At 70.1% G+C, this 23,897-nt stretch carries 23 protein-coding genes and 2 pseudogenes; 17 read left to right on the forward strand and 8 right to left on the reverse strand.

Going from position 1 to position 23,897, the window contains the following annotated elements:
* The first annotated feature begins 24 nt into the window (after window positions 1-24).
* Window positions 25-1,779: an Hsp70 family protein gene (locus ACT4N7_RS08890; RefSeq protein ID WP_444828137.1), complete on the forward strand. Its 1,755-nt coding sequence runs from the start codon at window positions 25-27 to the stop codon at window positions 1,777-1,779.
* A gap of 3 nt (window positions 1,780-1,782) precedes the next feature.
* Here the strand turns inward: ACT4N7_RS08890 and ACT4N7_RS08895 are convergent, their stop codons facing one another.
* Entirely contained in the window at window positions 1,783-1,908 is a 126-nt protein-coding gene (locus tag ACT4N7_RS08895) for a hypothetical protein (RefSeq protein ID WP_444828138.1), read from the reverse strand.
* A gap of 36 nt (window positions 1,909-1,944) precedes the next feature.
* Here ACT4N7_RS08895 and ACT4N7_RS08900 point away from each other — a divergent pair, with 36 nt between their 5' ends.
* From ACT4N7_RS08900 to ACT4N7_RS08940, 9 genes and pseudogenes are all read left to right on the forward strand, one after another.
* Entirely contained in the window at window positions 1,945-2,139 is a 195-nt protein-coding gene (locus ACT4N7_RS08900; RefSeq protein WP_444828139.1) for a DUF3046 domain-containing protein, read from the forward strand.
* 166 nt (window positions 2,140-2,305) lie between these two features.
* A pseudogene (gene recA / locus ACT4N7_RS08905) lies at window positions 2,306-2,923 on the forward strand (recombinase RecA); the annotation flags it as partial.
* Window positions 2,915-3,787, forward strand: a pseudogene (locus tag ACT4N7_RS08910) (intein-containing recombinase RecA); the annotation flags it as partial. The pseudogenes recA and ACT4N7_RS08910, both read left to right, overlap by 9 nt.
* Before the next feature lie 171 nt (window positions 3,788-3,958).
* Window positions 3,959-4,453 (forward strand): hypothetical protein, encoded by a 495-nt coding sequence (locus tag ACT4N7_RS08915; RefSeq protein ID WP_444828217.1) that lies wholly within the window; start codon window positions 3,959-3,961, stop codon window positions 4,451-4,453.
* Window positions 4,453-5,046: a regulatory protein RecX gene (locus ACT4N7_RS08920; RefSeq protein ID WP_444828140.1), complete on the forward strand. Its 594-nt coding sequence runs from the start codon at window positions 4,453-4,455 to the stop codon at window positions 5,044-5,046. The genes ACT4N7_RS08915 and ACT4N7_RS08920 overlap by 1 nt, the downstream gene beginning before the upstream one ends.
* Window positions 5,047-5,367: 321 nt before the next feature.
* Window positions 5,368-5,655: a hypothetical protein gene (locus tag ACT4N7_RS08925; RefSeq protein WP_444828141.1), complete on the forward strand. Its 288-nt coding sequence runs from the start codon at window positions 5,368-5,370 to the stop codon at window positions 5,653-5,655.
* A 50-nt stretch (window positions 5,656-5,705) separates the two neighbouring features.
* A complete protein-coding gene (locus ACT4N7_RS08930) occupies window positions 5,706-6,488 on the forward strand; it encodes a hypothetical protein (RefSeq protein WP_444828142.1) in 783 nt (260 codons plus the stop codon).
* Window positions 6,489-6,518: 30 nt separating this feature from the next.
* On the forward strand, window positions 6,519-8,432 hold the full coding sequence (locus ACT4N7_RS08935) for a fumarate reductase/succinate dehydrogenase flavoprotein subunit (protein ID WP_444828143.1): 1,914 nt from the start codon (window positions 6,519-6,521) through the stop codon (window positions 8,430-8,432).
* 1 nt (window position 8,433) lies between these two features.
* Window positions 8,434-9,189: a succinate dehydrogenase/fumarate reductase iron-sulfur subunit gene (locus ACT4N7_RS08940; RefSeq protein ID WP_444828144.1), complete on the forward strand. Its 756-nt coding sequence runs from the start codon at window positions 8,434-8,436 to the stop codon at window positions 9,187-9,189.
* Window positions 9,190-9,255: 66 nt separating this feature from the next.
* On the opposite strand, the gene ACT4N7_RS08945 is transcribed toward ACT4N7_RS08940, so the two are convergent.
* The 4 genes from ACT4N7_RS08945 to ACT4N7_RS08960 all read right to left on the reverse strand — a co-directional run bounded on the left by ACT4N7_RS08945 (window position 9,256) and on the right by ACT4N7_RS08960 (window position 12,538).
* Window positions 9,256-10,152, reverse strand: coding sequence for an amino acid ABC transporter permease (locus ACT4N7_RS08945; protein ID WP_444828145.1), 897 nt, complete (start codon window positions 10,150-10,152; stop codon window positions 9,256-9,258).
* Window positions 10,149-10,799, reverse strand: coding sequence for an amino acid ABC transporter permease (locus ACT4N7_RS08950; protein ID WP_444828146.1), 651 nt, complete (start codon window positions 10,797-10,799; stop codon window positions 10,149-10,151). Before ACT4N7_RS08950 ends, ACT4N7_RS08945 begins: the two co-directional genes overlap by 4 nt.
* Before the next feature lie 74 nt (window positions 10,800-10,873).
* A complete protein-coding gene (locus ACT4N7_RS08955; protein WP_444828147.1) occupies window positions 10,874-11,758 on the reverse strand; it encodes a glutamate ABC transporter substrate-binding protein in 885 nt (294 codons plus the stop codon).
* Window positions 11,759-11,809: 51 nt separating this feature from the next.
* On the reverse strand, window positions 11,810-12,538 hold the full coding sequence (locus ACT4N7_RS08960; RefSeq protein ID WP_444828218.1) for an amino acid ABC transporter ATP-binding protein: 729 nt from the start codon (window positions 12,536-12,538) through the stop codon (window positions 11,810-11,812).
* Window positions 12,539-12,721: 183 nt separating this feature from the next.
* Here ACT4N7_RS08960 and ACT4N7_RS08965 point away from each other — a divergent pair, with 183 nt between their 5' ends.
* Both ACT4N7_RS08965 and ACT4N7_RS08970 read left to right on the forward strand, forming a co-directional pair.
* Complete coding sequence (locus tag ACT4N7_RS08965) at window positions 12,722-13,405, forward strand: response regulator transcription factor (RefSeq protein WP_444828148.1); 684 nt, start codon at window positions 12,722-12,724, stop codon at window positions 13,403-13,405.
* A 20-nt stretch (window positions 13,406-13,425) separates the two neighbouring features.
* Window positions 13,426-14,829 (forward strand): sensor histidine kinase, encoded by a 1,404-nt coding sequence (locus ACT4N7_RS08970; protein WP_444828149.1) that lies wholly within the window; start codon window positions 13,426-13,428, stop codon window positions 14,827-14,829.
* Here the strand turns inward: ACT4N7_RS08970 and ACT4N7_RS08975 are convergent, their stop codons facing one another.
* Complete coding sequence (locus tag ACT4N7_RS08975; RefSeq protein ID WP_444828150.1) at window positions 14,830-15,777, reverse strand: TAXI family TRAP transporter solute-binding subunit; 948 nt, start codon at window positions 15,775-15,777, stop codon at window positions 14,830-14,832.
* 84 nt (window positions 15,778-15,861) lie between these two features.
* Here ACT4N7_RS08975 and miaB point away from each other — a divergent pair, with 84 nt between their 5' ends.
* Both miaB and ACT4N7_RS08985 read left to right on the forward strand, forming a co-directional pair.
* The gene (miaB, locus tag ACT4N7_RS08980) at window positions 15,862-17,322 is read left to right on the forward strand and encodes a tRNA (N6-isopentenyl adenosine(37)-C2)-methylthiotransferase MiaB (RefSeq protein ID WP_444828219.1); all 1,461 of its coding nucleotides are present in this window, start codon (window positions 15,862-15,864) and stop codon (window positions 17,320-17,322) included.
* A gap of 71 nt (window positions 17,323-17,393) precedes the next feature.
* Window positions 17,394-17,852, forward strand: coding sequence for an Rv2732c family membrane protein (locus ACT4N7_RS08985; RefSeq protein WP_444828220.1), 459 nt, complete (start codon window positions 17,394-17,396; stop codon window positions 17,850-17,852).
* A 93-nt stretch (window positions 17,853-17,945) separates the two neighbouring features.
* On the opposite strand, the gene ACT4N7_RS08990 is transcribed toward ACT4N7_RS08985, so the two are convergent.
* Window positions 17,946-19,253, reverse strand: a complete 1,308-nt coding sequence (locus ACT4N7_RS08990; protein WP_444828221.1) for a DUF349 domain-containing protein — start codon at window positions 19,251-19,253, stop codon at window positions 17,946-17,948.
* Between the two features lie 796 nt (window positions 19,254-20,049).
* Between ACT4N7_RS08990 and ACT4N7_RS08995 the strand changes: the two genes are divergently transcribed.
* The 3 genes from ACT4N7_RS08995 to dapF are packed head-to-tail and all read left to right on the forward strand — an operon-like array spanning window position 20,050 to window position 22,527.
* Window positions 20,050-20,778, forward strand: a complete 729-nt coding sequence (locus ACT4N7_RS08995) for a hypothetical protein (RefSeq protein ID WP_444828151.1) — start codon at window positions 20,050-20,052, stop codon at window positions 20,776-20,778.
* Window positions 20,775-21,677, forward strand: coding sequence for a tRNA (adenosine(37)-N6)-dimethylallyltransferase MiaA (gene miaA, locus ACT4N7_RS09000; RefSeq protein ID WP_444828152.1), 903 nt, complete (start codon window positions 20,775-20,777; stop codon window positions 21,675-21,677). The genes ACT4N7_RS08995 and miaA overlap by 4 nt, the downstream gene beginning before the upstream one ends.
* Before the next feature lie 10 nt (window positions 21,678-21,687).
* Window positions 21,688-22,527 (forward strand): diaminopimelate epimerase, encoded by an 840-nt coding sequence (dapF, locus tag ACT4N7_RS09005; RefSeq protein WP_444828153.1) that lies wholly within the window; start codon window positions 21,688-21,690, stop codon window positions 22,525-22,527.
* Window positions 22,528-22,573: 46 nt separating this feature from the next.
* Here dapF and ACT4N7_RS09010 read toward each other — a convergent pair whose 3' ends face one another.
* Window positions 22,574-23,836, reverse strand: a complete 1,263-nt coding sequence (locus ACT4N7_RS09010) for an MFS transporter (protein ID WP_444828154.1) — start codon at window positions 23,834-23,836, stop codon at window positions 22,574-22,576.
* Window positions 23,837-23,897 lie beyond the last annotated feature (61 nt).

A 23,897-nucleotide genomic window follows, 5' to 3' on the forward strand; every position in this document is an offset into this window, starting at 1 on the left:
TCAGCCCGGCAGTAGGGGAGCACGGTGCGCGTTCTGTCCGTCGACCTTGGCACGTCGAACACTGTCGCCGTGCTGTCGGCGCACGGTCTGCCGCCGCGGGTTGTCGAAGTCGACGGGGCCGCCACGATGCCGTCGGCGATCTTCGCCGACGACGACCGCGCCCTGGTCGTCGGCCGCGACGCCGAGCGGCGGGCGCGGCTGGACCCGTCGCGGTTCGAGCCGAACCCGAAGCGCCGGGTGGACGACGGCACGCTGCTGCTCGGTGACGTCGTCGTCCCGGTCACCGACGCGTTCGCGGCTGTCCTGCGTCGGGTAGCCGAAGAGACCTCCCGCCAGCTCGGCGGCGCCCAGCTCGACGAGGTTCGGCTGACCCATCCCGCGCAATGGGGGCCGGTGCGCCGCAACGTGCTGCTGTCCGCGGCCCGACAGGCCGGGCTGGGCGCCAGGATGATCCTGGTGCCCGAGCCCGTCGCCGCGGCGGCGCACTTCGCCTCCTTCGGCCGCACCCTGGCGCCCGGTCAGGCGCTCGCCGTGTACGACATGGGGGCAGGCACGTTCGACGTGGCCGTCGTCGCGGCCACGCAGAGCGGGTTCGCGGTCCTTGCCGAGGACGGCCTGCACGACCTCGGCGGCCTGGACGTCGACCAGGCGCTGCTGGAGCACGTCGGTCGCCAGGTGTCCCACCGCGACCCGGCGGGCTGGCAGAAGCTGCTGCGCCCGGAGTCCACCGGCGACCGGCGCGCGCGCCGCGCGCTGCAGGAGGACGTGAAGGCGGCCAAGGAGGCCCTGTCACGACACCCGCAGACCGAGGTGCCGATGCCCGAACCGTTCGACGACGTGCTGGTCACCCGCACCGAGTTGGCGGCGCTGATCCGGCCGAGCCTGCTGCGCAGCGTCGAGCTGCTGGCGAGCACCGTGCGGTCGACCGGCCTGTCGCCGGACCGGCTGGTCGGCATCTACCTGGTCGGCGGGTCGAGCCGGATTCCGCTGGTCGCGACCCTGATCGCCGAGCAGCTTCGGGTGGTGCCGACCAGCCTGGACCAGCCGGAGACCGCGGTCGCGCTCGGCGCGCACCAGGTGCCGCGGGACGGCATGCGCACGGCCGACATCGGCCCGCCGACCGGCGGCTTCCCCAGCGGCGGGTTCCCGAGCCGGGGTTACCCGGCCACTGGCGGGTTTCCGGCGCCTGCCTACCAGCCGATGGCTTCCCACTTCCCGACGCCGCCTCGGCAGCGGGCAGGCTCCCGGGTGCTGCTCGCGGTGGCCGCGCTGGTCGTCGTCGCGTTGGCCGTGGTCGGCGGGATTTTCCTGTTCAGGACGCCCACCGATCTGCCGACAGCGCAGGCGTGCCAGACGGAGGGCGCCAAGGACGGCACGGGGTTCTCCGAGTGCCTGCGCCAGCTCGCGGGGGCCGTGCCGGACGGCAACCGCTGCGTGCCCGCCGACGCCGAGTCCTATGCCGACGTCCGTTGCACGCTGTCCGAGTCCTACCGGGTCGACTACGCGCACGTGTCGTCGCTCGACGAGGCCAAGCGGATCATGGAGTCCGAGTTGGGCGAGCAGACCGAGGGCGACCACGTGGTGGCCGAGTGGCGCGGCAACGGCCTGGCGGGCCGGTTCCGCGCGGGCGTGCGCGGGGGCAGCGGCGTGCTGGTGTTCACCGTCGCGGACCGGCCGCTGCTCGGCTGGCTGTCGAAGACGGCTACCCGTGACGCCGACAGCTTCACCCCCGACGCGATGGCCGACTTCTTCGCGGGCAACGTCCAACCGGGTACCTGAGCCTCAGCGCCGCCGATTCCGCAGGGCGACCAGGCCGACCACGACCGCGGCGACCAGCGACCCGATCACGCCGATGTTGAGCCACAGTTCCTCGGTGGCCGAGGGGGATTCGATGGCGAAGAGGAGCACACCGCCGATTGTGCCCGGCCCGTAGACTCCCCGTCGATGCGCATCACCGCCTTCCGCGCCCGCCTCGCCGACGAGTTCGGCGCCCAGCGCGCGGACACCATCGCCCGCGACCACGTGTTCGGTGTGCTCGGCGGCCGCACGGTCGACCAGGCCCTGGTCGCCGGTCTGCCGGTCAGGGAGATCTGGCAGGCCGTCTGCGAGAGCTTCGAGATCCCGCCCGAGCGCCGCTAGCGGGCGTGTCGCGCCCGGATGTCGAACAGGTGTTCGCTACGATGTTGTCCACATGGTCTCCGTCTGTCCACAGACCGGCGGTGCCTGCCGAGAAACGTCGGCCCTTGCCCGTAGCGTCGGCGACGTGAGTACGAAACAGACTCGAGTCAACCGAGGTGGATCGAAGATGGCACCAGCAGCACCCGACCGGGACAAGGCGCTAGAACTCGCCCTTGCCCAGATCGACAAGAATTTCGGCAAGGGCTCCGTGATGCGCCTCGGGGACGAGGGGCGTGCCCCGATCGCCGTCATCCCGACCGGCGCCATCGCCCTGGACGTCGCGCTCGGCATCGGCGGGTTGCCCCGCGGTCGCGTGGTGGAGATCTACGGCCCGGAGTCCTCCGGCAAGACCACGGTCGCCCTGCACGCGGTGGCCAACGCCCAGCGCGCAGGCGGCATCGCCGCGTTCATCGACGCCGAGCACGCGCTCGACCCCGAGTACGCCAAGAACCTCGGCGTCGACACCGACGCCCTGCTGGTGTCCCAGCCCGACACCGGCGAGCAGGCGCTGGAGATCGCGGACATGCTGATCCGCTCCGGCGCGCTCGACATCCTGGTCATCGACTCCGTGGCGGCGCTCGTGCCGCGCGCCGAGATCGAGGGCGAGATGGGCGACAACCACGTCGGCCTCCAGGCCCGGCTGATGAGCCAGGCGCTGCGCAAGATGACCGGCGCGATGAGCAACACCGGCACCACCGCGATCTTCATCAACCAGCTCCGGGAGAAGATCGGGGTGATGTTCGGATGTGGTTCCTATGACACCCGGGTCACCTTGGCGGATGGCACCCAGGAAAAGCTTGGCAAGATCGTGAATCAGAAGCTCCCGGTCGAGGTGTTGTCCTACGATCTGGCGCTCGGTAAAATCGTTCCCAAGAAGGTGGTCGGCTGGTTCAACAACGGCGCAACTCCCGAATTCCTTGAGTTCACTGTCGAACGCGCGGGCGGAGGTGCCGGTCGAGGTCGTGCTCGAATGGCGATGACTGTCAATCATCTCATTCGGACTCCTGGTGGCTGGACCGAGGCCGGGGACATCATCCCCGGCGATCGAGTCATGCTGGCGCAGCAGCATTATCTCGGCGATATGCAGTGGCAGGTAGTTCTCGGGGCGGTCATGGGCGACGGGAGTCTGTCTCCCGCCATCCGAAAGAGTGACGCGAGCGCCCGTTTCCGAATGGGGCACGGTGCGCGGCAGGTGGACTACCTGGACTGGAAGGTGTCGCTGCTTGCGAATGTTCCGCATAGTCGGTCGACCAACGCCAAGGGTGCGGTATTCGCGGATTTCACCCCGCTGGCTGAATTGGGCGAACTTCGCCAGGCGATCTACTTCGGTGACGGGAAGAAACATCTTTCCTGGGACTACCTCAAGGCGCTTACTCCGCTTTCGCTGGCAGTTTGGTACATGGATGACGGATGTTTCACGCTTCGGTCCAAGGGCGTGCAGCAGCGTACCGAGGGCGGCAGTGGTCGCATCGAGATCTGCGTCGCGGCTATGAGCGAAGGCACTCAGCAGCGGCTTGTGGAGTATTTGCGCGACAACTACGACCTCGATGTCAAGCTGACGATCCGGGGAACACGACAGATTCCTGTGCTTCAGTTCACCACTGCCGCGACAGTGCGCTTCCAGCACTTGATCGCGCCGTACGTGCATCCGTCGATGGAGTACAAGTTGTCGCCCCGGTTCAGGGGGCAGTTCAAGGTGGAGCCCGAGTTCGCCGATATCGAGACGCGACCCGTCCCGGCCAGGGTGCTGTCGATCAAGTCCAGGTCCGATTATCCGAGTATGAATCGCTTCGACATCGAGGTGGAAGGCTCGCACAACTACTTGGCTGACGGAATCGTCGTGCACAACAGCCCGGAGACCACGACCGGCGGCAAGGCGCTGAAGTTCTACGCCTCGATCCGGCTCGACGTCCGGCGCATCGAGACCCTCAAGGACGGCGGCGACGCCGTCGGCAACCGCACCCGGGTCAAGGTGGTCAAGAACAAGGTCGCCCCGCCGTTCAAGCAGGCCGAGTTCGACATCCTCTACGGCAAGGGCATCAGCCGCGAGGGCTCGCTGATCGACATGGGCGTCGAGCAGGGCATTCTGCGCAAGTCCGGCGCCTGGTACACCTACGAGGGCGACCAGTTGGGCCAGGGCAAGGAGAACGCCCGCAAGTTCCTGCTGGAGAACCCGGACGTCGCCGACGAGATCGAGAAGCGGATCAAGGACAAGCTCGGCATCGGCGCCAAGCTCGACGCCGACGAGACCGCCCCGGCGCCCGTCGAGTTCTAGTGGTCGACCGCAGATACGCACGCAGGACCCGGGGGTCGGGGCCGGACACCGACTCGCCCCCCGGGAAATCGTCGGCGCGCGAGACCGACCAGGACGACCCGGCGGCCACGGCCAGGGACATCTGCTACCGGCTGCTGGCCGCCCGTGCGCGCACGCGTCAGGAACTCGAACAGGCGTTGCGGCGCAAGGAGATCCCGGACGACGTCGCCCACGCGGTGCTCGGCAAGTTCGACGCGGCGGGCCTCATCGACGACGAGGCGTTCGCCGAGACGTGGGTGCGGTCCCGGCACGCCCACCAGGGCCTCGGCAGGCGCGCGCTCGCCGTGGAGCTGCGTCGCAAGGGGGTGGCCGACGAGGTGGTCGCCGAGGCCGTGGCCGCGGTGGACGGCGACGCCGAGCAGGAGCGCGCGCGCCTGCTCGTGCGCAAGAAGCTGGGCGCCATGGCGAGCCTCGACGAACAGGTCAAGATCCGCAGACTGGTGGGGATGCTGGCCCGCAAGGGCTACTCGGAGGGCATGGCGTACCGCGTCGTCCGCGACGAGTTACGGGCCGATGGGGAGGCGGCGACCACGCTGGACGCCATCCCGGACTGACGCGCCCGGTCCCACGGGGTCTTGGACGTCGACCGCGGCGACAGCGTGCGAGCGGCAGCCGCCCGTAGTCGGTCGAGGCTCGGATTTCCCTTGTGGCACAAGGGTTTTCGACCGTTCACAAGGGCTGCGCGGGCTGCTCGTGTGCCAGAAATCACAGGCCGATATCGCGCTCCGCCGAGGGTCGGCAACCCGCCAAACGGGTGCATGTGGTACTTGTCACCTCTGCCGCCCGCAGGGCACTGCGGGCGGCGTGCGGCGCCGAGTCCACCACCATGCGTCACGGACCGGCGTCGCGACCGGACGCGCGTACGGAGATGTGACATGTCGAGCACGGAGCTCAGCGAGCTGCAGCGGACCATCGGCCAACTGCGGCACTGCGTCGACGCCCTGCGGGCCAGATACGGGGACATCCCCGCGGTGCGCAGGCTCGCCAACGACATCGAGCGGATCGATATCGATGCGGGCGAGTTCACCGCCGCGTCCACGGCCCCGGTGCCCAGAAACCCCGCATCGGCAGGCGGCGACGTCGTTGTCGTGCCCGACACGCCCTACGACCCGGCGCTGTGGCACGGTGCGGACGATGAAGGCGTCGGCGGATACCAGCGCTAGCCTCTGCACCACACTCCACTGCTCGAAGACTCTGAACAGACGAGGACACGATGACCTCAGGCGTCGGCGCCCCCAATCGGGCGCGCATCTCCGCGCGCACCCTGCGGACCGACCGGTGGTGGCTCCCGCCCCTGCTCACGAACCTCGGCCTGCTGACCTTCGTGGTCTACGCGGGGGCCCGGTCGTTCATGGGGAAGTGGTACTGGGTCGAGGAATTCGGCTATCTGACGCCGTTCTACTCACCGTGCCTGAGCGACTCCTGTCTGCCGGGGTCGGCCCACTTCGGCACCCCGCTGCCCGAACTGCCGGGCTGGATCCCGCTGGGCTTCGTGGCCCTGCCGTTCCTGCTCGGCTTCCGGCTGACCTGCTACTACTACCGTAAGGCGTACTACCGCTCGGTCTGGCAGTCGCCGCCCGCGTGCGCGGTGGCCGAGCCGCATGGCAGCTACTCGGGTGAGACCAAGCTGCCGCTGATCGTGCAGAACGCCCACCGGTACTTCTTCTACGTGGCCCTGGTGGTCTCGGTCGTCAACACCTACGACGCGATCGTGGCCCTCACCTACGGGCTCGGCCTGGGCAACATCATCCTGCTGGTGAACGTCGTCCTGCTCTGGGCGTACACGCTGTCCTGCCACTCGTGCAGGCACATCGCGGGCGGCAGGCTCAAGCACTTCTCCAAGCACCCCGTGCGCTACCGGGCCTGGACACTGATCTCCAAGCTCAACGTCCGGCACATGGGGCTGGCCTGGACGACCCTCGCCACGTTGCTGCTGACCGATCTCTACGTGATGCTCGTCGCCAGCGGCGCCATCTCCGACCTGCGGTTCTTCTGACACCGCCACCCCCTTGAGTGAGAGGACCCAATGACCGAGGTCGAGCGGCATTCCTACGACGTCGTCGTGATCGGCGCGGGCGGCGCGGGGCTCCGCGCGGTGATCGAGGCGCGCCAGCGCGGGCTGAGCGTGGCCGTGGTGTGCAAGTCCCTGTTCGGCAAGGCGCACACCGTCATGGCCGAGGGCGGCTGCGCCGCGTCCATGGGCAACGCCAACGCCAACGACAACTGGCAGGTGCACTTCCGCGACACCATGCGCGGCGGCAAGTTCCTCAACAACTGGCGCATGGCCGAGCTGCACGCCAAGGAGGCGCCGGACCGCGTCTGGGAGCTGGAGACCTACGGCGCGCTGTTCGACCGCACCGCGGACGGCCGCATCAGCCAGCGCAACTTCGGCGGCCACACTTATCCTCGGCTGGCCCACGTCGGCGACCGGACCGGCCTGGAACTGATCCGCACCATGCAGCAGAAGATCGTCTCGCTGCAGCAGGAGGACTTCGCCGAGACCGGTGACTACGAGGCCCGGATCAAGGTCTTCGCCGAGTGCACCATCACCGAGCTGGTCAAGGACGGCGACCGGATCTCCGGCGCGTTCGGCTACTGGCGCGAGTCGGGCCGGTTCGTGCTGTTCGAGACCCCGGCTGTCGTGCTGGCCACGGGCGGTATCGGCAAGTCGTTCAAGGTGACCTCGAACTCCTGGGAGTACACCGGCGACGGGCACGCGCTGGCGCTGCGCGCGGGCGCGACGCTGATCAACATGGAGTTCGTCCAGTTCCACCCGACCGGCATGGTCTGGCCGCCGAGTGTGAAGGGCATCCTGGTCACCGAGGGCGTGCGCGGCGACGGCGGCGTGCTGAAGAACTCCGAAGACAAGCGGTTCATGTTCGAGTACATCCCGGACGTGTTCAAGGGCCAGTACGCCGACGGCCCGGACGAGGCCGACCGCTGGTACACCGACCAGGAGAGCAACCGGCGCACGCCGGACCTGCTGCCCCGCGACGAGGTCGCCCGGGCCATCAACTCCGAGGTGAAGGCGGGCCGCGGCTCGCCGCACGGTGGGGTGTTCCTCGACATCGCGAGCAGGCTGCCCGCCGAGGAGATCAAGAAGCGGCTGCCCTCGATGTACCACCAGTTCAAGGAACTGGCCGATGTGGACATCACGGCCGAGCCGATGGAGGTCGGGCCGACCTGCCACTACGTGATGGGCGGCATCGAGGTCGACCCGGACACCGCGTCCTCGACCGTGCCGGGCCTGTTCGCCGCGGGCGAGTGCTCCGGCGGCATGCACGGGTCCAACCGCCTCGGCGGCAACTCGCTGTCGGACCTGCTGGTCTTCGGCAGGCGGGCCGGGCTGGGCGCGGCGTCCTATGTGGAGTCGCTGGAGTCCAGGCCGGTGGTCGCGCAGTCCGATGTGGACACCGCGGCGGCGATGGCGCTGGCCCCGTTCGACCCGCCGTCCGACGGTGTGGAGGAGAACCCCTACACCCTGCAGAACGAGCTGCAGCAGTCGATGAACGACCTGGTCGGCATCATCCGCAAGGCGGCGGAGATCGAGCAGGCACTGGACACGCTGTCGGCCATCCGCGGCCGCATCCGCAACGTGGTCGTCGAGGGGCACCGGCAGTTCAACCCGGGCTGGCACCTGGCGATCGACCTGCGCAACATGCTGCTCGTCAGCGAGTGCGTCGCCCGCGCGGCGCTGCTGCGCACCGAGAGCCGCGGCGGGCACACCCGCGACGACCACCCGGGCATGGACTCCCAGTGGCGCAACACTTTGCTGGTGTGCAGTGCGAAGACCGACGACCCGGTGGTGCCCGGCGTGGAGATCACGCCGAAGGAACAGGATTCGATGCGGGAGGACCTGCTGGAGCTGTTCGAGCTGCCGGAGCTGGAGAAGTACTACACCGCGGGCGAGCTGACCACGCACCCGGGAAGGACGGCCTGACGTGGCCTACAAGGCGAAGTTCAAGGTCTGGCGCGGCGACGTCGACTCCGGTGAGCTGCAGGACTACCTCATCGAGGTCAACGAGGGTGAGGTCGTGCTCGACATCATCCACCGCCTCCAGGCCACCCAGGCGCCCGATCTGGCGGTGCGCTGGAACTGCAAGGCGGGCAAGTGCGGCTCGTGCTCGGCGGAGGTCAACGGCCGCCCGAAGCTGCTGTGCATGACCCGGATGTCCACGTTCACCGAGGACGAGGTCATCACGGTCACCCCGATGCGCACCTTCCCGGTGATCCGCGACCTGGTGACCGACGTGTCGTTCAACTACACCAAGGCGCGCGAGATCCCGTCGTTCACCCCGCCGCCCGGCGTGGCCCCCGGCGAGTACCGCATGCAGCAGGTCGACGTGGAGCGCTCGCAGGAGTTCCGCAAGTGCATCGAGTGCTTCCTGTGCCAGAACACCTGCCACGTGGTGCGTGACCACGAGGAGAACAAAGAGGCGTTCGCGGGCCCGCGCTATCTGATGCGCATCGCCGAGCTGGAGATGCACCCGCTCGACTCGGCCGACCGGGTGCGCGAGGCGCAGGAGGAACACGGCCTGGGCTACTGCAACATCACCAAGTGCTGCAGCGAGGTCTGCCCCGAGCACATCGCGATCACCGACAACGCGCTGATCCCGATGAAGGAGCGCGTCGCCGACCGCAAGTACGACCCGGTGGTGTGGCTGGGCAACAAGCTGTTCAAGCGCTCGAAGACCTGAACGTCCTGAGTGCACGAAATGGCCCGGTCCGAAGTGGACCGGGCCATTTTGTCGCCTGTGGACGGATCAGCCGCCGCCCGCCGCGCCCGCGCCGCCGACCGCGGTGGCCGAGAGCGTCGCGGGCTCGCCGTCGACGACGGCGGTCTTCTTGCCCTGGCTCAACCTGCGCTCGACGTAGATCGCGAACCGGCTCAGCGCGTAGTTCACGATGATGAAGATAACCGCGATGAGCAGGTACACCTGGATCGAGTTGGAGAGGTTCTGCACGATCTGGCCGGAGACCCGGACCACCTCTTCGTAGCCGATGATGAAGCCGAGCGAGGTGTCCTTGAGCACCACGACGAGCTGGCTGATCAGCGCGGGCAGCATGGCCCGGAACGCCTGCGGAAGCAGCACCAGCGCCAGCACCTGCGAGCGGCGCATGCCGAGGGACTCCGCGGCCTCGCCCTGGCCCCTGGGCAGCGAGTTGATGCCCGCGCGCACGATCTCGGCGATGACCACGGAGTTGTACGCGGTCAGGCCGATCACCAGGAACCACAGCGGCTCCAGGTCAACGCCCAGCTCGGGCAGCACCCGGGCGGCGAAGAAGATCGCGATGACGACCGGGACACCGCGCAGCAGCTCGATCAGGCCGACCACGGCCCACCGGTACCACCGGGCCGCTGTGACCCTGGTGACCGCCAGCAGTGTGCCGATGACCAGCGAGAACGCCATGGCGAGTCCGGCGGCGATCAGCGTGTTGGACAGCCCCTCGCCGATCCGCTGCCACACCAGGACGAAGTTCTCGTCGCTCGGGTTGAACAGCGGCGCCCACTTGTCCTCGGCGAACTGGTCCTGCTTGTCGAGCTGGCGGACAACGAGCGCGACCACGGCGAGCAGCGCGGCGACGGCGATAATGCTGCCGATCAGGACGCGGCGCTTGGACCGGGGTCCGGGGGCGTCGTAGAGCACGGACGAGCTCATCGGGCGATCGCCACCTTCCGCTCCAGCCAGCCGAGCGTCAGCCCGCCGGGAATCGTGATCGCCAGATAGCCGATCACCACGCCGGTGAGCACCGGCAACGCGGCCTCGCCGCGGGAGCCCGTCAGCGTGTCGGTCACCGCGAACAGCTCACCGCCGACGCCGAACGCGCCGACGATCGCCGAGTTCTTGACCATCGCGATGATCACGCTGCCCAGCGGCGGCACGACCGTGCGCAACGCCTGCGGCAGGATGATGTTCGACAGCGACTGGGTGAAGGTCAGGCCGACCGCGCGGGCGGCCTCGGCCTGGCCCGCGGGCACCGAGTTGATGCCACTGCGCACCGCCTCGCAGACGAACGCCGAGGTGTAGAGCACCAGACCGGCGACGCCGAACCAGAAGTACTGGCCGTTGATGCCGAGCTCCGGCAGGCCGAACGCGCAGAAGAACAGCACCACGGTCAGCGGGCAGTTCCTGAAGACGTTGACCCAGGAGGTGCCGACCCAGCGCAGCGGCGGCACCGGGGACACCCGGAACGCGGCCATGACCAGGCCGAGCGCGAGCGAGCCGACGAAGGCGTAGCCGCAGATCAGGAGGGTCTTGACGAACCCCTCCCAATACAGCGAGAAGTTGTCGAGAATGACGTTCACGTGTTCTCCGAGCCCGAGTTACGGCTCGGGGCGCCTGCCGTGGTGGCGGGCGCCCCGAGCGCGGGTCACTCGATCTACTTGCAGGCGTCGGCGGTGGGCAGCGTCGGGACGTTGGGCGCAACCTTGCCCGCGGTGTCCTTCCACGCCTTCTCGTAGGCGCCGTCACCGGCGGCCGACTTCAGCGTGTCGACGATGAACTGGCAGAACTTGGTGTCGCCCTTCTTCACGCCGATGCCGTAAGGCTCCTTGGTGAAGGGCTTGCCGATCAACTTGAACTCGCCCTTGCTGGCGTCGACCAGGCCAAGCAGGATGACGTTGTCCGTGGTCACGGCCTGCACCTGGCCGGTGCGCAGCGCGTCGGCGCACTTGGAGTACACGTCGAACAGCACGATGTTCGCGGCGTCCACGTAGGTCTTGATCTTCTCGGCCGGGGTGGAGCCGGTGACCGAGCAGACCTTGGCGTTGGCAGCCTTGAGCGCGTCCGGCCCGGTGATCGTCGAGTCGTCCTTCTTGACCATCAGGTCCTGGCCCGCCTCGTAGTACGGGCCTGCGAAGGAGATGCGCTCTTTGCGCTTCTCGTTGATGGTGTAGGTGGCGACGACGAAGTCGACCTTGCCCTGCTCGATGACCTCTTCGCGGACCTTCGAGGGCGTCTCCACCCACTCGATCTTGTCCGCGGAGATGCCCATCTTGGCCGCGATGAGCTTCGCGACCTCGACGTCGAAGCCAGTCGGCTTGCCGTCGAGGCCCTTGAGACCGAACAGCGGCTGGTCGAACTTGGTGCCGATCTTGACCTTGCCCGCCTGCTTGAGGTCGGCCATCTTCGTGCCCGCTTCGAACTGCACTTCCGTGTTCACCGGCGGGTTGGACCCGCTGGAGTCGCTGGACTCACCGCACGCTGCCATCGAGAGGGTGAGAGCGGCGGTCACGGCGCCAACCACGAGGCCCCGGAGTCGCATGTGTGCTCCTTCTGGTCGTCGGCTGCGGTCCAGCCGATCGGGAATTGGTTCTCAGTGCGTCAGGATCTTGCCAAGGAAGTCCTTCGCCCGGCCCGACTTGGGCGCGGTGAAGAACAGGTCGGGCGTGCTGTCCTCGACGACCTCGCCGTCGGACATGAAGATCACCCGGTTCGCCGCCTTGCGGGCGAAGCCCATCTCGTGCGTGACCACCAGCATCGTCATGCCATCGCTGGCGAGGGTGGTCATCACGTCGAGCACCTCCTGGACCATCTCCGGGTCCAGTGCCGAGGTGGGCTCGTCGAACAGCATCACCTTGGGCCGCATGGCCAGTGCCCGGGCGATCGCGGCCCGCTGCTGCTGACCACCGGAGAGCTGCGCGGGGTATTTGTCCGCCTGGTTGGTGATGCCGACCCGCTCCAGCAGTTCCATCGCGGTCTTGCGCGCCTGCGCCAGCGGCTGCTTGCGGACCTTGACCGGCGCGAGGGTCACGTTCTCGGCGATGGTCTTGTGCGCGAACAGGTTGAACGACTGGAACACCATGCCGACCTCGGCCCGCAGCCGGGCTAGCTCCTTGCCCTCGGCGGGCAGCGGCTTGCCGTCGACCTCGATGACGCCGGAGTTGATGGGTTCGAGCCGGTTGATCGCCCGGCACAGGGTGGACTTGCCCGAACCGGACGGGCCGAGGACGACCACGACCTGGCCTTTGGGAACTTCGAGGGTGATGTCCTTGAGGACATGCAACGGTCCGAAGAACTTGTCCACCGCCTCCATCCGAATCATCGGAGTAGCGGTGTCAGAGGCGGTCATTCTTCTCCTCCACGAGCGCGATCTCTACGGTTTGGGGCGTCGGCGGGCACGCGATGGCGGAAACCTACTCCGGGACACACCGATGTCCATGCCGCTTGAGCAACACTTAGGGTCTCAACTCTGTCACACAGGCGTCCGGCGAAGCGGAGGACACGCGTGCGAGTGCTGCTCGTGGAAGACGACGACCGGGTCGCGGACGCGCTGATCCCGGCCCTGGTGCGGCGCGGATTGACCATCAAACGCCTGGCCCATGGCGCAGGCGTGCTCGACATCATCGGCGATGTCGACGTGGTGCTGCTCGACCTCGGACTGCCCGATGTGGACGGTGTCGTCCTCTGTCGACAGATCCGCGCGGCGAGCGACGTCGCGGTCATCGTGGTGTCGGCGCGCGGCGAGGTGGACGACCGCATCCTCGGATTGCGGGCGGGCGCGGACGACTACCTGGTCAAGCCCTATGACGTGGACGAACTGGTGGCCCGCGTGCACGCGGTGCGCAGGCGCAAGACACCCACGCCCGGCGCGCCCGCGCAGTCCGGGGTGGCGCAGGTCGCCGACGTGAAGGTCGACTTCGACCGACACGAGGTCACTGTGGACGGTGCGGCGGTGTCGTTGTCCCGCAAGGAGTTCCACGTGTTCGGGCTGATCGTCGCCGCGCACGGCGCGGTCTGCACCCGGGAGCAGATCCTCGCCGAGGTGTGGGGTCGGTCCGGGTCGGCGGAGAACCGGTCGCTCGACGTGCACGTGGCCACACTGCGCACCAAACTCGGCAGGCCCGCGCTGATCGAGACGGTGCGCGGGGTCGGCTACCGCTTGGCCAGCCAACCGGGCACACTCGACTGAGGATCCGGGGGAGGGGCGTCGTGCGGACACGGCTCTTGAGCATGGTGTGGTTCCTGGTCGCGCTGCTCGTCTTCGGTCTCGGCATCCCGCTGGCGCTGTCGGTGGCGGGCGCCGAGCAGCAGCGGATGTTCCTCGACCGGCTGACCGACACCACCCGGTTCGCGTCGATGGCGCAGCGTCCGCTCACCGACGATCGGCCGGAGTCCCTGCGCGAGGAGTTGCAGCGCTACGGCCAGCTCTACGGCATCGACGTGGTGGTCGTCGACCAGGACGGCAACCCCGCGGTCAGCTCCGGCCGCGCGGACGGTCCGGTGCCGATCAACCTGACCGACCCCGACGTGCACGACCGGCTCAACGCCGCGCTCGCCGGGCGGCGGGCCGAGGCCGGGCCGCTGCTGCTGCCGTGGGACGACCGCACGATGGTGCTGGCAGGCCCGGTGCTGGTCGACGGCGAGGTGCGCGGCGCGGTCGTGTCCGTCTCGCCCACTGACCGCAGTCGCGACCGGATGCTCTGGTGGTGGCTGCTCATCGGCGCGGGCGGGGTGCTCGCGTTCGGGCTCGCGCTGCTGCTCGCCGTGCCGGTCATCCAGTGGATCCTGCGGCCGGTGCGCAGGCTCGACGAGGCCACCGGCTCGCTCGTCGCCGCCGTGGTGAGCGGCCGCGACGCCGAACGTGTCGGCGGCGACCGCGGCCCGCCCGAGCTGCGCAAACTCGGCCGGTCGTTCGACCGGATGGCCGCCAGCGTCGGCGACACGCTGGCCGCGCAGCGCGCGTTCGTCGCCGACGCCTCCCACCAGCTCCGCAACCCGCTCACCGCGCTCAAACTGCGCCTGGTGAACCTCGAAGGCCACGTCGACGCCGAGGCCGACGACCACCGGGTCGCCGCGGCCGCGGAGGCCGACCGGCTCAACCGGATCCTCGACGAGCTGCTGGCGATGGCCCGCGCGGAGAGCGCGAGCGGCGAACTGGTGCCGGTCGACGTGGACGAGGTGGTGGCCGAGCGCGTCGCCGATTGGCAGGTCGTGGCCGCGTCCCGCGACGTCGCGCTGGGCACCGTCGGGCAGGTCGGCGACATCCGCGCCCTCGCACCCCCGCGCGGCCTCGACGGCATCCTCGACGCCCTGCTGGACAACGCCCTGAAGTTCACCGGGCCCGGCAGCGCGGTGGAGATCAGCCTGGCGGCCGACGCCGAGCGGGTGCGGCTCGCGGTCCGTGACCACGGCCCTGGCCTGCGGGCAGACGAACTGGAGCGGGCCACCGACCGGTTCTGGCGCAGCCACGCCCACCAGAACGTGCCCGGCTCGGGGCTCGGCCTGGCGATCGTCAGCCGCATCGTGGCCAAGGCGGGCGGCGAACTGCGGCTCGACCTGCCCGCGGGCGGCGGCCTGCGGGTCGCGGTCGACCTACCCGCGGACCCGGCCTGATCAGGCTTTCTCGTCGCGGTAGAAGCGGGCCGCGCCCGGGTGCAGCTCGACCGGGTCGGTCTCGATCGCGGCGTGGATGTCGATCGCCAGCGCCGCCGGGTTCGACTTGGCCAGGTCGGACTGGGCCGCGAACATCCCGCCGACCAGCGCCGTCGCCAAGTCGTCCGACATCGCGTCGGTGACCAGCAGGAAGTTCGGCACGGCGAGGGTGTTCACCGCGCCCCCGGCCAGGTCGTAGGTCGAGGCCGGGATCGACGCGGAGTTGTAGACCGGGTACTGGTTGCGTATCGCGGGCATGTCCTCGGCCAGGTCGAGCAGCCGCACCGGGATTACCGCGGCCAGGTCGGTGATCCCCTTGGTCGGCAGGCCGCCGGACCAGAAGAACGCGTCGACCTGCTTGGCCTTGAACGCCCTGATCGAGTCGTCGAGTCCGAGGTAGCGCATGGTCAGCGCGCCCGGCTCGGACAGGCCAATGAGGTCGAGTATCCGCTTGGAGATGAACGCGACACCGGAGTCCGCGGCGCCGACGGCCACCCGCATGCCCCGCAGCCCCGCCAGGTTCGTGATCGCCCCGTCCTCGCGCACCACCAAGTGCAGGTAGTCGTCGTAGATGCGGGCCAGCGCGCGCGGCCTGCGCGGCCCCGGCATCGGCTGCGCGGCGACGTCGGCCGCACTGAAGGCGATGTCGGCCTCGCCGCCGACGAGCTTGCGCAGGTTGTCCGGCGAGCCCTTGGTCTCCAGCACCTCGGGCCGTTCGATCCCCAACTGGGACTGCCAGGTGTTCGCCAACCCCTGCGACAGCGAGTTGTAGACCCCAGATGGTCCGCCCGCCGCGATGCGCAGCCTGGTTCCGGCGAACTGGCTGTCGCACCCCGCGGCCAGGCCTGCCACGCTGAGGAGGGTGAGCAGCACCCCGCCGAGCCTGGTCGTCAGTCGCGTACGCGCCATTCGGTGATCGTGCCAGAAGAGGCGCACGGGTTTCGACTCCCGGCGATGTCGGCGGCGGGTGGCCGCGTACCCTCGGACAGCGAGATGAGCGCGCGCACCTACGAAGTCCGCACCTACGGGTGCCAGATGAACGTCCACGACTCCGAGCGGCTTTCCGGTCTGCTGGAGGACGCGGGCTATGTCGCGGCGGACGGCCGGGCGGCCGACGTCGTCGTGTTCAACACCTGCGCGGTCCGGGAGAACGCGGACAACAAGCTCTACGGCAACCTGGGCCACCTCGCGCCCGCCAAGACCGCGAACCCGGACATGCAGATCGCCGTCGGCGGCTGCCTGGCGCAGAAGGACCGCGGCGAGATCGTCAAGCGCGCGCCCTGGGTCGACGTCGTCTTCGGCACGCACAACATCGGTTCGCTGCCCGCGCTGCTGGAGCGCGCCCGGCACAACCGGCGCGCCGAGGTCGAGATCCTGGAGTCGCTGGAGGTCTTCCCCTCGACGCTGCCCGCGCGGCGCGACTCCGCGCACGCGGGCTGGGTGTCGATCTCGGTGGGGTGCAACAACACCTGCACGTTCTGCATCGTGCCCGCGCTGCGCGGCACCGAACGCGACCGCCGCCCGGGCGACGTGCTCGCCGAGGTCGAGGCGCTGGTCGCCGAGGGCGTGCTCGAAGTGACCCTGCTCGGCCAGAACGTCAACTCCTACGGCGTCGAGTTCGGCGACCGGCTCGCCTTCGGCAAGCTGCTGCGCGCGTGCGGCGGCATCGCGGGCCTGGAGCGGGTCCGGTTCACCTCGCCGCACCCCAAGGACTTCACCGACGACGTGATCGCGGCCATGGCCGAGACGCCGAACGTGTGCCACCAGTTGCACATGCCGCTGCAGTCCGGGTCGGACCAGGTGCTCAAGGAGATGCGCCGGTCCTACCGGTCGGCGCGGTACCTGTCGATCATCGAGAAGGTGCGCGCGGCCATGCCCGACGCGGCCATCACCACCGACGTCATCGTCGGCTTCCCCGGCGAGTCCGAAGTGGACTTCCAGGCCACCCTTGACGTGGTGCGCGAGGCCAGGTTCACTGGTGCGTATACCTTCCAGTACTCCAAGCGCCCCGGCACACCGGCGGCGACCCTGCCCGACCAGGTGCCCAAGGCCGTCGTCCAGGAACGCTACGACCGGCTGGTTCGGTTGCAGGAGAGCATTTCCTGGGAGCTGAACAAGGAACTGGTCGGTCGCACCGTCGAGGTGCTGGTGTCCACCGGCGAGGGCCGCAAGGACGCCGACACCCACCGGATGAGCGGCCGCGCCCGGGACAACCGCCTGGTCCACTTCGTCCCGACCGGCACCATCCGCCCCGGTGACGTGGTCGAGGTGGCTATCACCTACGCCGCCCCGCACCACCTGGTGGCCGACGGCGCGCTGGTGTCACATCGCCGCACCCGCGCGGGCGACCACTTCGCCGCGGGCATCCGCCCCAAGACCTCCGGTGTCGGCCTCGGCCTGCCGTCCTTCGGCGCCCCGGCCCCCGCCCCCGCGTCCGGGTGCGGGGCCCAATGAGCGCCGACGAATCGGGTGTGGCGAGCGCGCCACGCGGAGATCGGGGTCCAGTGAGCGCTGACGAGTCGGACATGGCGAGCCTGCGCGCGGAGATCGATGCCGTCGAACACCGTGCCGTGCGGACGGTCGAGCTGGGTGGCCGCGCCGTGGTGGCGTCGGTCGCCGTGTTCGTTCTGATCATCGGCCACCTGCTGCCGTGGATGGGAACCGCCGCGGGCTGGGAAGTCCTGCTCGGCCAAGGCGACGCCGCGGGCAAGGCGGGCATGGTCCCGCGCCTGTTCGCCGCCACGTCCGTCCTGTTCGGCATCGCCGCGTCGGCGCTCACGCTGATCACCCGCCGCTGGGGCATGGCCTGGATCGCCGCCCTCGGCGGCTGGTTCGCCTCAGTCGATGGCGTGCTGGCCATCTGGACCCGCCAGTCGACGGCGGGCCTCACCTCACCCGGGCCGGGCATCGGGTTGGTGATCAGCGAGATCGCGATGGTGGTGCTGGCCGTCCTCTGGTTCCGCACCGCCTGGTCCCGCACCTGAGCCCCTCGACCGGATAGCCCCACTGTCGTCCAGCGGCCTGTCTGGCGGCGGAGAGGTACCCGCCGGCGTTCTCGGCGGGTACCTCCAAGCTGGTCAGCGGGAGGCGACGGCCTGTTCGGCGGCGGCCAGCCATTCGCGCCACTGGGCGGCTTGGGCCTCGGCCTGCTCGGCGCGGCGCTTGTCTCCCGCGGCGCGGGCTTTGGCGGCTTGGGCCTCGAACTGCTCGACCCGTTCGCGGAACTGGGCGGCGCGGGCCTCGGCCTCGGGGTCGGTGCGGCGCCACTGGGCGTCGGCGGCGGTGCGGACCTTCTCCTCGACCGCCCGCATCCTGCCCTCCAGCTCACGGATGCGTTCCCGCGGCACCTTGCCGACCTCTTCCCAGCGCTCCTGGATGCGGTGCAGTTGCGCGCGCACACCCTCCAGGTCGCCGCTCGCCGGGTTGATCTTTTCGGCCTCGGTGAGCAGCTCTTCCTTCTTCTTCGCGTTGTCGGCGAACTCGGCGTCGCGCTCGTCGAACACCGAGGAGCGGCGGCTGAAGAACTTGTCCTGCGCCGCACGGAACCGCTGCCACAGTGTGTCGTCGGCGTCCTTGGGGGCCCGGCCCGCCGCCTTCCACTCCAGCATGAGCTCCTTGTAGCGCCCCGCGCTCGGCCCCCAGTCGTCGGATTCAGCGAGGAGTTCGGCTTCCTCGACCAGTTCCTGCTTGCGGCTCTTCGCCGTCGCCCGCTGCCGGTCCAGGTCGGCGAAATGCGAGCCGCGCCTGCGGTTGAAGGTGTCGCGGGCCTTGGAGAAGCGGCGCCACAACTGCTCGTCGGTCTTGCGGTCGACGCCCTTGATCGTCTTCCACTCGTCGAGGATCGCGCGCAGCCGGTCGCCCGCGACCTTCCACTGCGTCGACTCCTCGGCGAGCTTCTCCGTCTCCTCGACCAACTGCTGCTTGCGCGCGACCGACCCTGCCCGCGCCTCGTCCCGGGCGTGCTTGGCCTTGTCGAGGGCCACCGCCGCGTGCGCGAGCACGTAGTCGATCCGCGCGGCCAACCCGACCAGGTCGCCCACGACGTGCGCCTCGGCGAGGCTCTCCTTGATGTGCTTGGCGTTGGTCGCGGCGTGCTTGGGGTCGCCCGACCCCGACACCAGCCGGGCCTCCAGCAACTCCACCTCGGTGCGGATGTCGTCGAACCGGCGGGCGAAGTGCGCGAGGCCCTCCGCGGGCTCACCGGCCTGCCACGAACCGACCGCGCGCTCGCCGTCGGCTGTGCGCACGTAGACAGTGCCGTCCGCGTCGACACGACCCCACTTCGACGGATCGGCCGACGCGTGTGCCACCTGGGGTGCCGCGCCGTCGCCCGGGGCCGAGACGGCGGGATGGGCCGGGCCGGGGGCCGCGACGACGGCAGGCATCGCCGTCGGCTTGGGCTCTTCGGTCGCGGGCGCCGCCTCGGCTGTGGGCACTCGGCTCGGTTCGTGCACCGGAGCCGTGGGGCGGGGTGCGGTTTCGGCGGGCGCGATGGGGCGCGGTGCTGTCTCGGCGGCGGCGGTCCCGCTCATGTCGGCGGGGGACGGTGCCCGGTCGGTGGAAGAGGGTGTGGTGTCGACGTCGGCGGTCGCGGCCGTGTCGACTGAGGACAGTGCTGTGTCGACGGTGGTGACCGAGACCGGGTCAGCGGGGCGCGGCGCTTCGTCCGCGGCAGGCTTGGCGGGGGACGGTGCGGCGGCGCGTGCCTGTTCGGCTTGGCCGGGGCCGCCAGCCAGGCTCGCGGGAGAGGGGATTGCCCGGACCGGGGCGAGTGCCGCGGGCGACGGCGTTGGCAGGGCGGCGGTGCGGTCATCGGTCGCGGTGGGGGACTCTTCCGGTGCCGCGTCGGGGGAGACGGCTGCCTGCTCGACCTCTTCGGCCGTGTCGACCACGTGGTTGCCGTACTTCTCCGCCGCTGCCTCGGCGCTCTCGTCCTTCTCCGTCATGACCGGCTCCTCCCGCCTGCGTGCCCGCGTTCACCACGGGCGCCCCGCTCGCGCGGGGCCCAGCACTGTGCGTACGACCCTCGGGCCGTGCGGCTTTCGATACCGGGCGCATTCAAACAGGTCAAGCGCCGCCTGGGTACTCCGAGGGCCGCAATGGTCATCATGGTGCCGGAAAAGTCGGCCGCGGGTGGGCCGCGCAGACCGAGAATGTTCGACGGACAGTAATCTCGGGCCGGTGATCTCCCGTGTCGCCGTGCTGCCGCACCCGCCATTGCTCGTGCCGGAACTCGTCGGCGGGCGCGATGTCGACGCGGACGCCGTGCGGGTGGCGTGCGTGGGGATCGCGCGGGCGCTGGCGCGGACCGCGCCCCGGTGGTTCGCGGTCGGCTCGGGCGCCGCGGCCGCTCGGTTCGGCCCGGTCTCGTCGGGCACGTTCCGCGGGTTCGGCGTCGACGTGCGGGTCGCGCTCGGGTCCCGTGCGGACCTGGCGTTCGCCGACCCGACGCTGCCGCTGCCCGTGCTGGTGGCGGGCTGGCTGCGCGGACAGGTGGGCGCGGACGAGGTCACCGCGGCGGTGATCCCGGCCGATCTCGACCCGGCCGAGTGCGCGGCCGAGGGCAGGCGCATCACCGATGAGCTTGCCGGCGATGCCCCGGTCGGCCTCCTCGTCCTGGGCGACGGCTCGCACCGGCACGGCGAGCGCGCTGTCGGGCGGCCGGACGACCGCGCGGGCGACTTCGACGCGCGGGCCGCCGCCGCGTTCGCCGCGGCCGACGCCGCTGCCCTGCTCGACCTCGATCCCGCGCTGGCCGCCGACCTGGGCGCCTCGGGTCGCGGTCCCTGGCAGGTGCTCGCGGGTGCCGTCCACGCCGACGGACGGGCCTGGCGCTGCGCCCGGTCGAACGTCTCGGTGCCGTTCGGGGTGGCCTACCACTTCGCCGAGTGGGAGCCGGTGGCCGCGTGACCCGCGCCGTCGCCGTGGTGGGGCCGACGGCCACCGGCAAGTCCGACCTCGGGGTGGCGCTCGCCGAACGGCTCGGCGGGGAGGTCGTCAATGCCGACGCCATGCAGTTGTACCGCGGGATGGACATCGGCACCGCCAAGATCACCGCCGCGGAGCGCCGCGCCGTCCCGCACCACCTGCTCGACGTCCTCGACGTGGGGGAGACGGCGTCGGTCGCGGCCTACCAGCGCCACGCGCGCGCCGCGGTGGAAGGTGTGCTCGCCGCGGGCAGGGTGCCGGTGCTCGTCGGCGGGTCCGGCCTCTATGTTCAGGCTGTCGTGGACGAGCTGGAGTTTCCGGGCACCGACGCCGGGCTGCGCGCGCGTCTGGAGACCGAGTTGGGCGAGGTCGGCGCCGCCCCGCTGCACGAGCGGCTGACCGGGCTCGACCCGGTCGCGGCGGCGTCGATCCTGCCGAGCAACGGGCGGCGCGTCGTGCGGGCGCTGGAGGTCATCGAGCTGACCGGCAGACCGTTCTCGGCGAGCCTGCCGCGCCCCGGGCCCGCGCGCTACGGGATGGTGCTGATCGGCCTCGACCGGGCGCCCGCCGAGTTGGACGCGCGGGTCGACCTGCGGGTCGAGCGAATGTTCGCGGCCGGGCTCGTCGAGGAGGTGCGCGCCCTGGCGGATCAGGGCCTGCGCGACGGACGCACCGCCTCCCGCGCGCTCGGGTACCAGCAGGTGCTCGCCGCCATCGACGGTGACCACGACTTGGCAGGCGCCGCCGAGGAGACCGCGCGCGCCACCCGGCGGTTCGTGCGCAGGCAACGCTCCTGGTTCCGCCGCGACAAGCGGATCACCTGGCTCGACGCCGCCCGCGCCGACCTGGTCGACGCCGCGCTCGCGCTGGTGCGCCCGTAGCCTGGTCACCGTGGCGATCGCGTTCCTCAAGGGGCACGGCACGGAGAACGACTTCGTGCTGCTGCCCGACCCCCACGGCGAGTTGGAGCTGACCGATGCGCGGGTCCGCGCGCTCTGCGACCGCAGCCGCGGCCTCGGCGCCGACGGCGTGCTGCGCGTCGTGCGGGCCAAAGCCGTCCCCGACGCCCCCGCCGACCTCGGCGGCGACGTCTGGTTCATGGACTACCGCAACGCCGATGGTTCCGTGGCCGAGATGTGCGGCAACGGCGTCCGCGTCTTCGCCCGCTACCTCCGCGACGCCGGTCTCGTGGACACCGCGGAGTTCCCGGTGGGCAGCCGCGCGGGCGTGCGCCCGGTAGTCGTGCACGACGACGGCTCGGTCACCGTCGACATGGGACCGGTCCAGATCTTCGGCCGCTCGTCCGCGAGTGTGTCGGGCACGTCGTTCGAGGGTCTCGCCGTGGACGTCGGGAACCCGCACCTCGCGTGTGTGCTCGACGGAGTCGACCTTGCCCTGCTCGACCTGACCACGCAGCCCGGCGTGAACCCGATGTTCTTCCCCTACGGCGTCAACGTCGAGTTCGTTGTTCCCGCCGGTCCCGGCGAGATCCGCATGCGCGTCCATGAACGCGGTGTCGGCGAGACCCGGTCGTGCGGCACCGGCACCGTCGCGGCGGTCGCCGCCGCCCTGCATGCCCGCGGTGAGTCCGTTGGTCGGTCCACTGTGCACATTCCGGGTGGCACGGTCCACGTGACCATCGGTGAAACCACCAGCACCCTGACCGGTCCTGCCGTCTTCGTCGCGCGCGGTGAACTCGACCCGGGCTGGTGGGCCGCCCACGTCTCCTGACAGACGGTGCGCTGGGGTCACCGTTGCGGGGTTGTCCCCTTGCCGGTTAGGCAGTTGGGCCGTGTGGGGTCGGTGTGGGCACCTCCTCCGGTTCGGGGATGTCGCGTAAGGAGCGCAGGGGTGACAGGACTACCCACAGCGAGGCCAGGAGCCAACCGGTGACAGCCACCCACAGAGTGGCTCGGACGCCGATCCAGGTGCCGAGGGTGCCGCCGATCAGCGCACCCAGCGGGAGGGTGCCCCAGACGATGAAGCGGACGCTGGCGTTCATTCGGCCGAGCAGGTGGTCGGGGCAGATGGCCTGGCGGAAGCTGACCTGGGCCACGTTGTAGACCACGCCGGAGAAGCTGACGACCAGGAAGCCCACTACGACGAGGCTCACCGACCAGCCGGGTTGAGCCAGTGGGATGAGCAGGCCGAACGGTGCGCTGGCCAGGGGCACCAGCCAGATGGCGCGGGCCTGGCCGATGGCCCGGTTCACCCGGGACGACGCCACCGCGCCCAGCACGCCGCCCACCCCGGCCAACGCCATGACCAGGCCGATCCCGGTCGCGTTCAGGCCGATCGTACGGGCCAGGAACAACACGAACACCGCACCCTCGACGCCGAAGAACAGGTTCCACGTCGCCGTGCAGCCGACGATCGCCCGCAGGTAGGAGTTGTGCAGGACGAACCGCAGCCCCTCGGCGACCTCCGCGCGCAGGTCGCGTTCTACGGGCCGAGCGGGCTCCGGTTCGGCCGCCTTGATCCTGGACAGGAACGCCGCAGACGCCAGGTAGCCCAGGCCGGTGGTCAGCAAGGCGGTGGCCGCGCCGAGTGCCTGGCTCAGCACGCCACCTAACGCCGGGCCGCTGAATTGGGCCACGGAGTGGCTGGCCTGCAGCTTCGCGTTTCCCTCGATCAGGTGCCCGCGCCCGACGAGTGACGGCAGGTACGACTGGTAGCCGACGTCGAAGAACACGGTGCAGGCGCCGACCAGCAGGGCAACGACGACGAGTTGGGTGAGCGTCAGCATGCCCAGCCACCACGCGGTGGGCACGGTGAGCAGCAGGGCGGCGCGGGCCAGGTCCATGCGCACCATGAGCGGTTTTCGCCGCACGCGGTCGACCCAGGCGCCGGCGGGCAGTCCGATCAGCAGGAACGCCGCTGTCTCCGCGGCCGTCAGCACACCCATCTCGAACGGGGTCGCGTTCAGCACGGCCACCGCCAGCAGCGGCAGCACGATGTGGCCGACCGCCGTGCCGAACTGGGCGATCGTGTCGCCTGCCCAGAGTCTGCGGAAGTCGTGGTGGGTGCGGAGTGTGGTCATGTGGGTATGGTGGCAAAGTGATTGGAAAGTGTCAATCACTTGTGCACAGGCACAGGTCCGC

It is taken from the genome of Actinokineospora sp., assembly GCF_052390155.1.
GTDB lineage: Bacteria > Actinomycetota > Actinomycetes > Mycobacteriales > Pseudonocardiaceae > Actinokineospora.

Excerpts from the sequence above, each read along its gene's own strand:
- ACT4N7_RS08930 (WP_444828142.1), top strand. The coding sequence starts at position 5,706 with ATGACCTCAGGCGTCGGCGCCCCCAATCGGGCGCGCATCTCCGCGCGC.
- ACT4N7_RS09010 (WP_444828154.1), bottom strand. The coding sequence starts at position 23,836 with ATGACCACACTCCGCACCCACCACGACTTCCGCAGACTCTGGGCAGGC.
- ACT4N7_RS08935 (WP_444828143.1), top strand. The coding sequence starts at position 6,519 with ATGACCGAGGTCGAGCGGCATTCCTACGACGTCGTCGTGATCGGCGCG.
- ACT4N7_RS08955 (WP_444828147.1), bottom strand. The coding sequence starts at position 11,758 with ATGCGACTCCGGGGCCTCGTGGTTGGCGCCGTGACCGCCGCTCTCACC.
- ACT4N7_RS08985 (WP_444828220.1), top strand. The coding sequence starts at position 17,394 with ATGGCGAGCCTGCGCGCGGAGATCGATGCCGTCGAACACCGTGCCGTG.
- ACT4N7_RS08975 (WP_444828150.1), bottom strand. The coding sequence starts at position 15,777 with ATGGCGCGTACGCGACTGACGACCAGGCTCGGCGGGGTGCTGCTCACC.
- ACT4N7_RS08915 (WP_444828217.1), top strand. The coding sequence starts at position 3,959 with ATGAATCGCTTCGACATCGAGGTGGAAGGCTCGCACAACTACTTGGCT.
- ACT4N7_RS08900 (WP_444828139.1), top strand. The coding sequence starts at position 1,945 with ATGCGCATCACCGCCTTCCGCGCCCGCCTCGCCGACGAGTTCGGCGCC.
- miaB (WP_444828219.1), top strand. The coding sequence starts at position 15,862 with ATGAGCGCGCGCACCTACGAAGTCCGCACCTACGGGTGCCAGATGAAC.
- ACT4N7_RS08925 (WP_444828141.1), top strand. The coding sequence starts at position 5,368 with ATGTCGAGCACGGAGCTCAGCGAGCTGCAGCGGACCATCGGCCAACTG.
- ACT4N7_RS08945 (WP_444828145.1), bottom strand. The coding sequence starts at position 10,152 with ATGAGCTCGTCCGTGCTCTACGACGCCCCCGGACCCCGGTCCAAGCGC.
- ACT4N7_RS08960 (WP_444828218.1), bottom strand. The coding sequence starts at position 12,538 with ATGATTCGGATGGAGGCGGTGGACAAGTTCTTCGGACCGTTGCATGTC.
- ACT4N7_RS08990 (WP_444828221.1), bottom strand. The coding sequence starts at position 19,253 with ATGCCTGCCGTCGTCGCGGCCCCCGGCCCGGCCCATCCCGCCGTCTCG.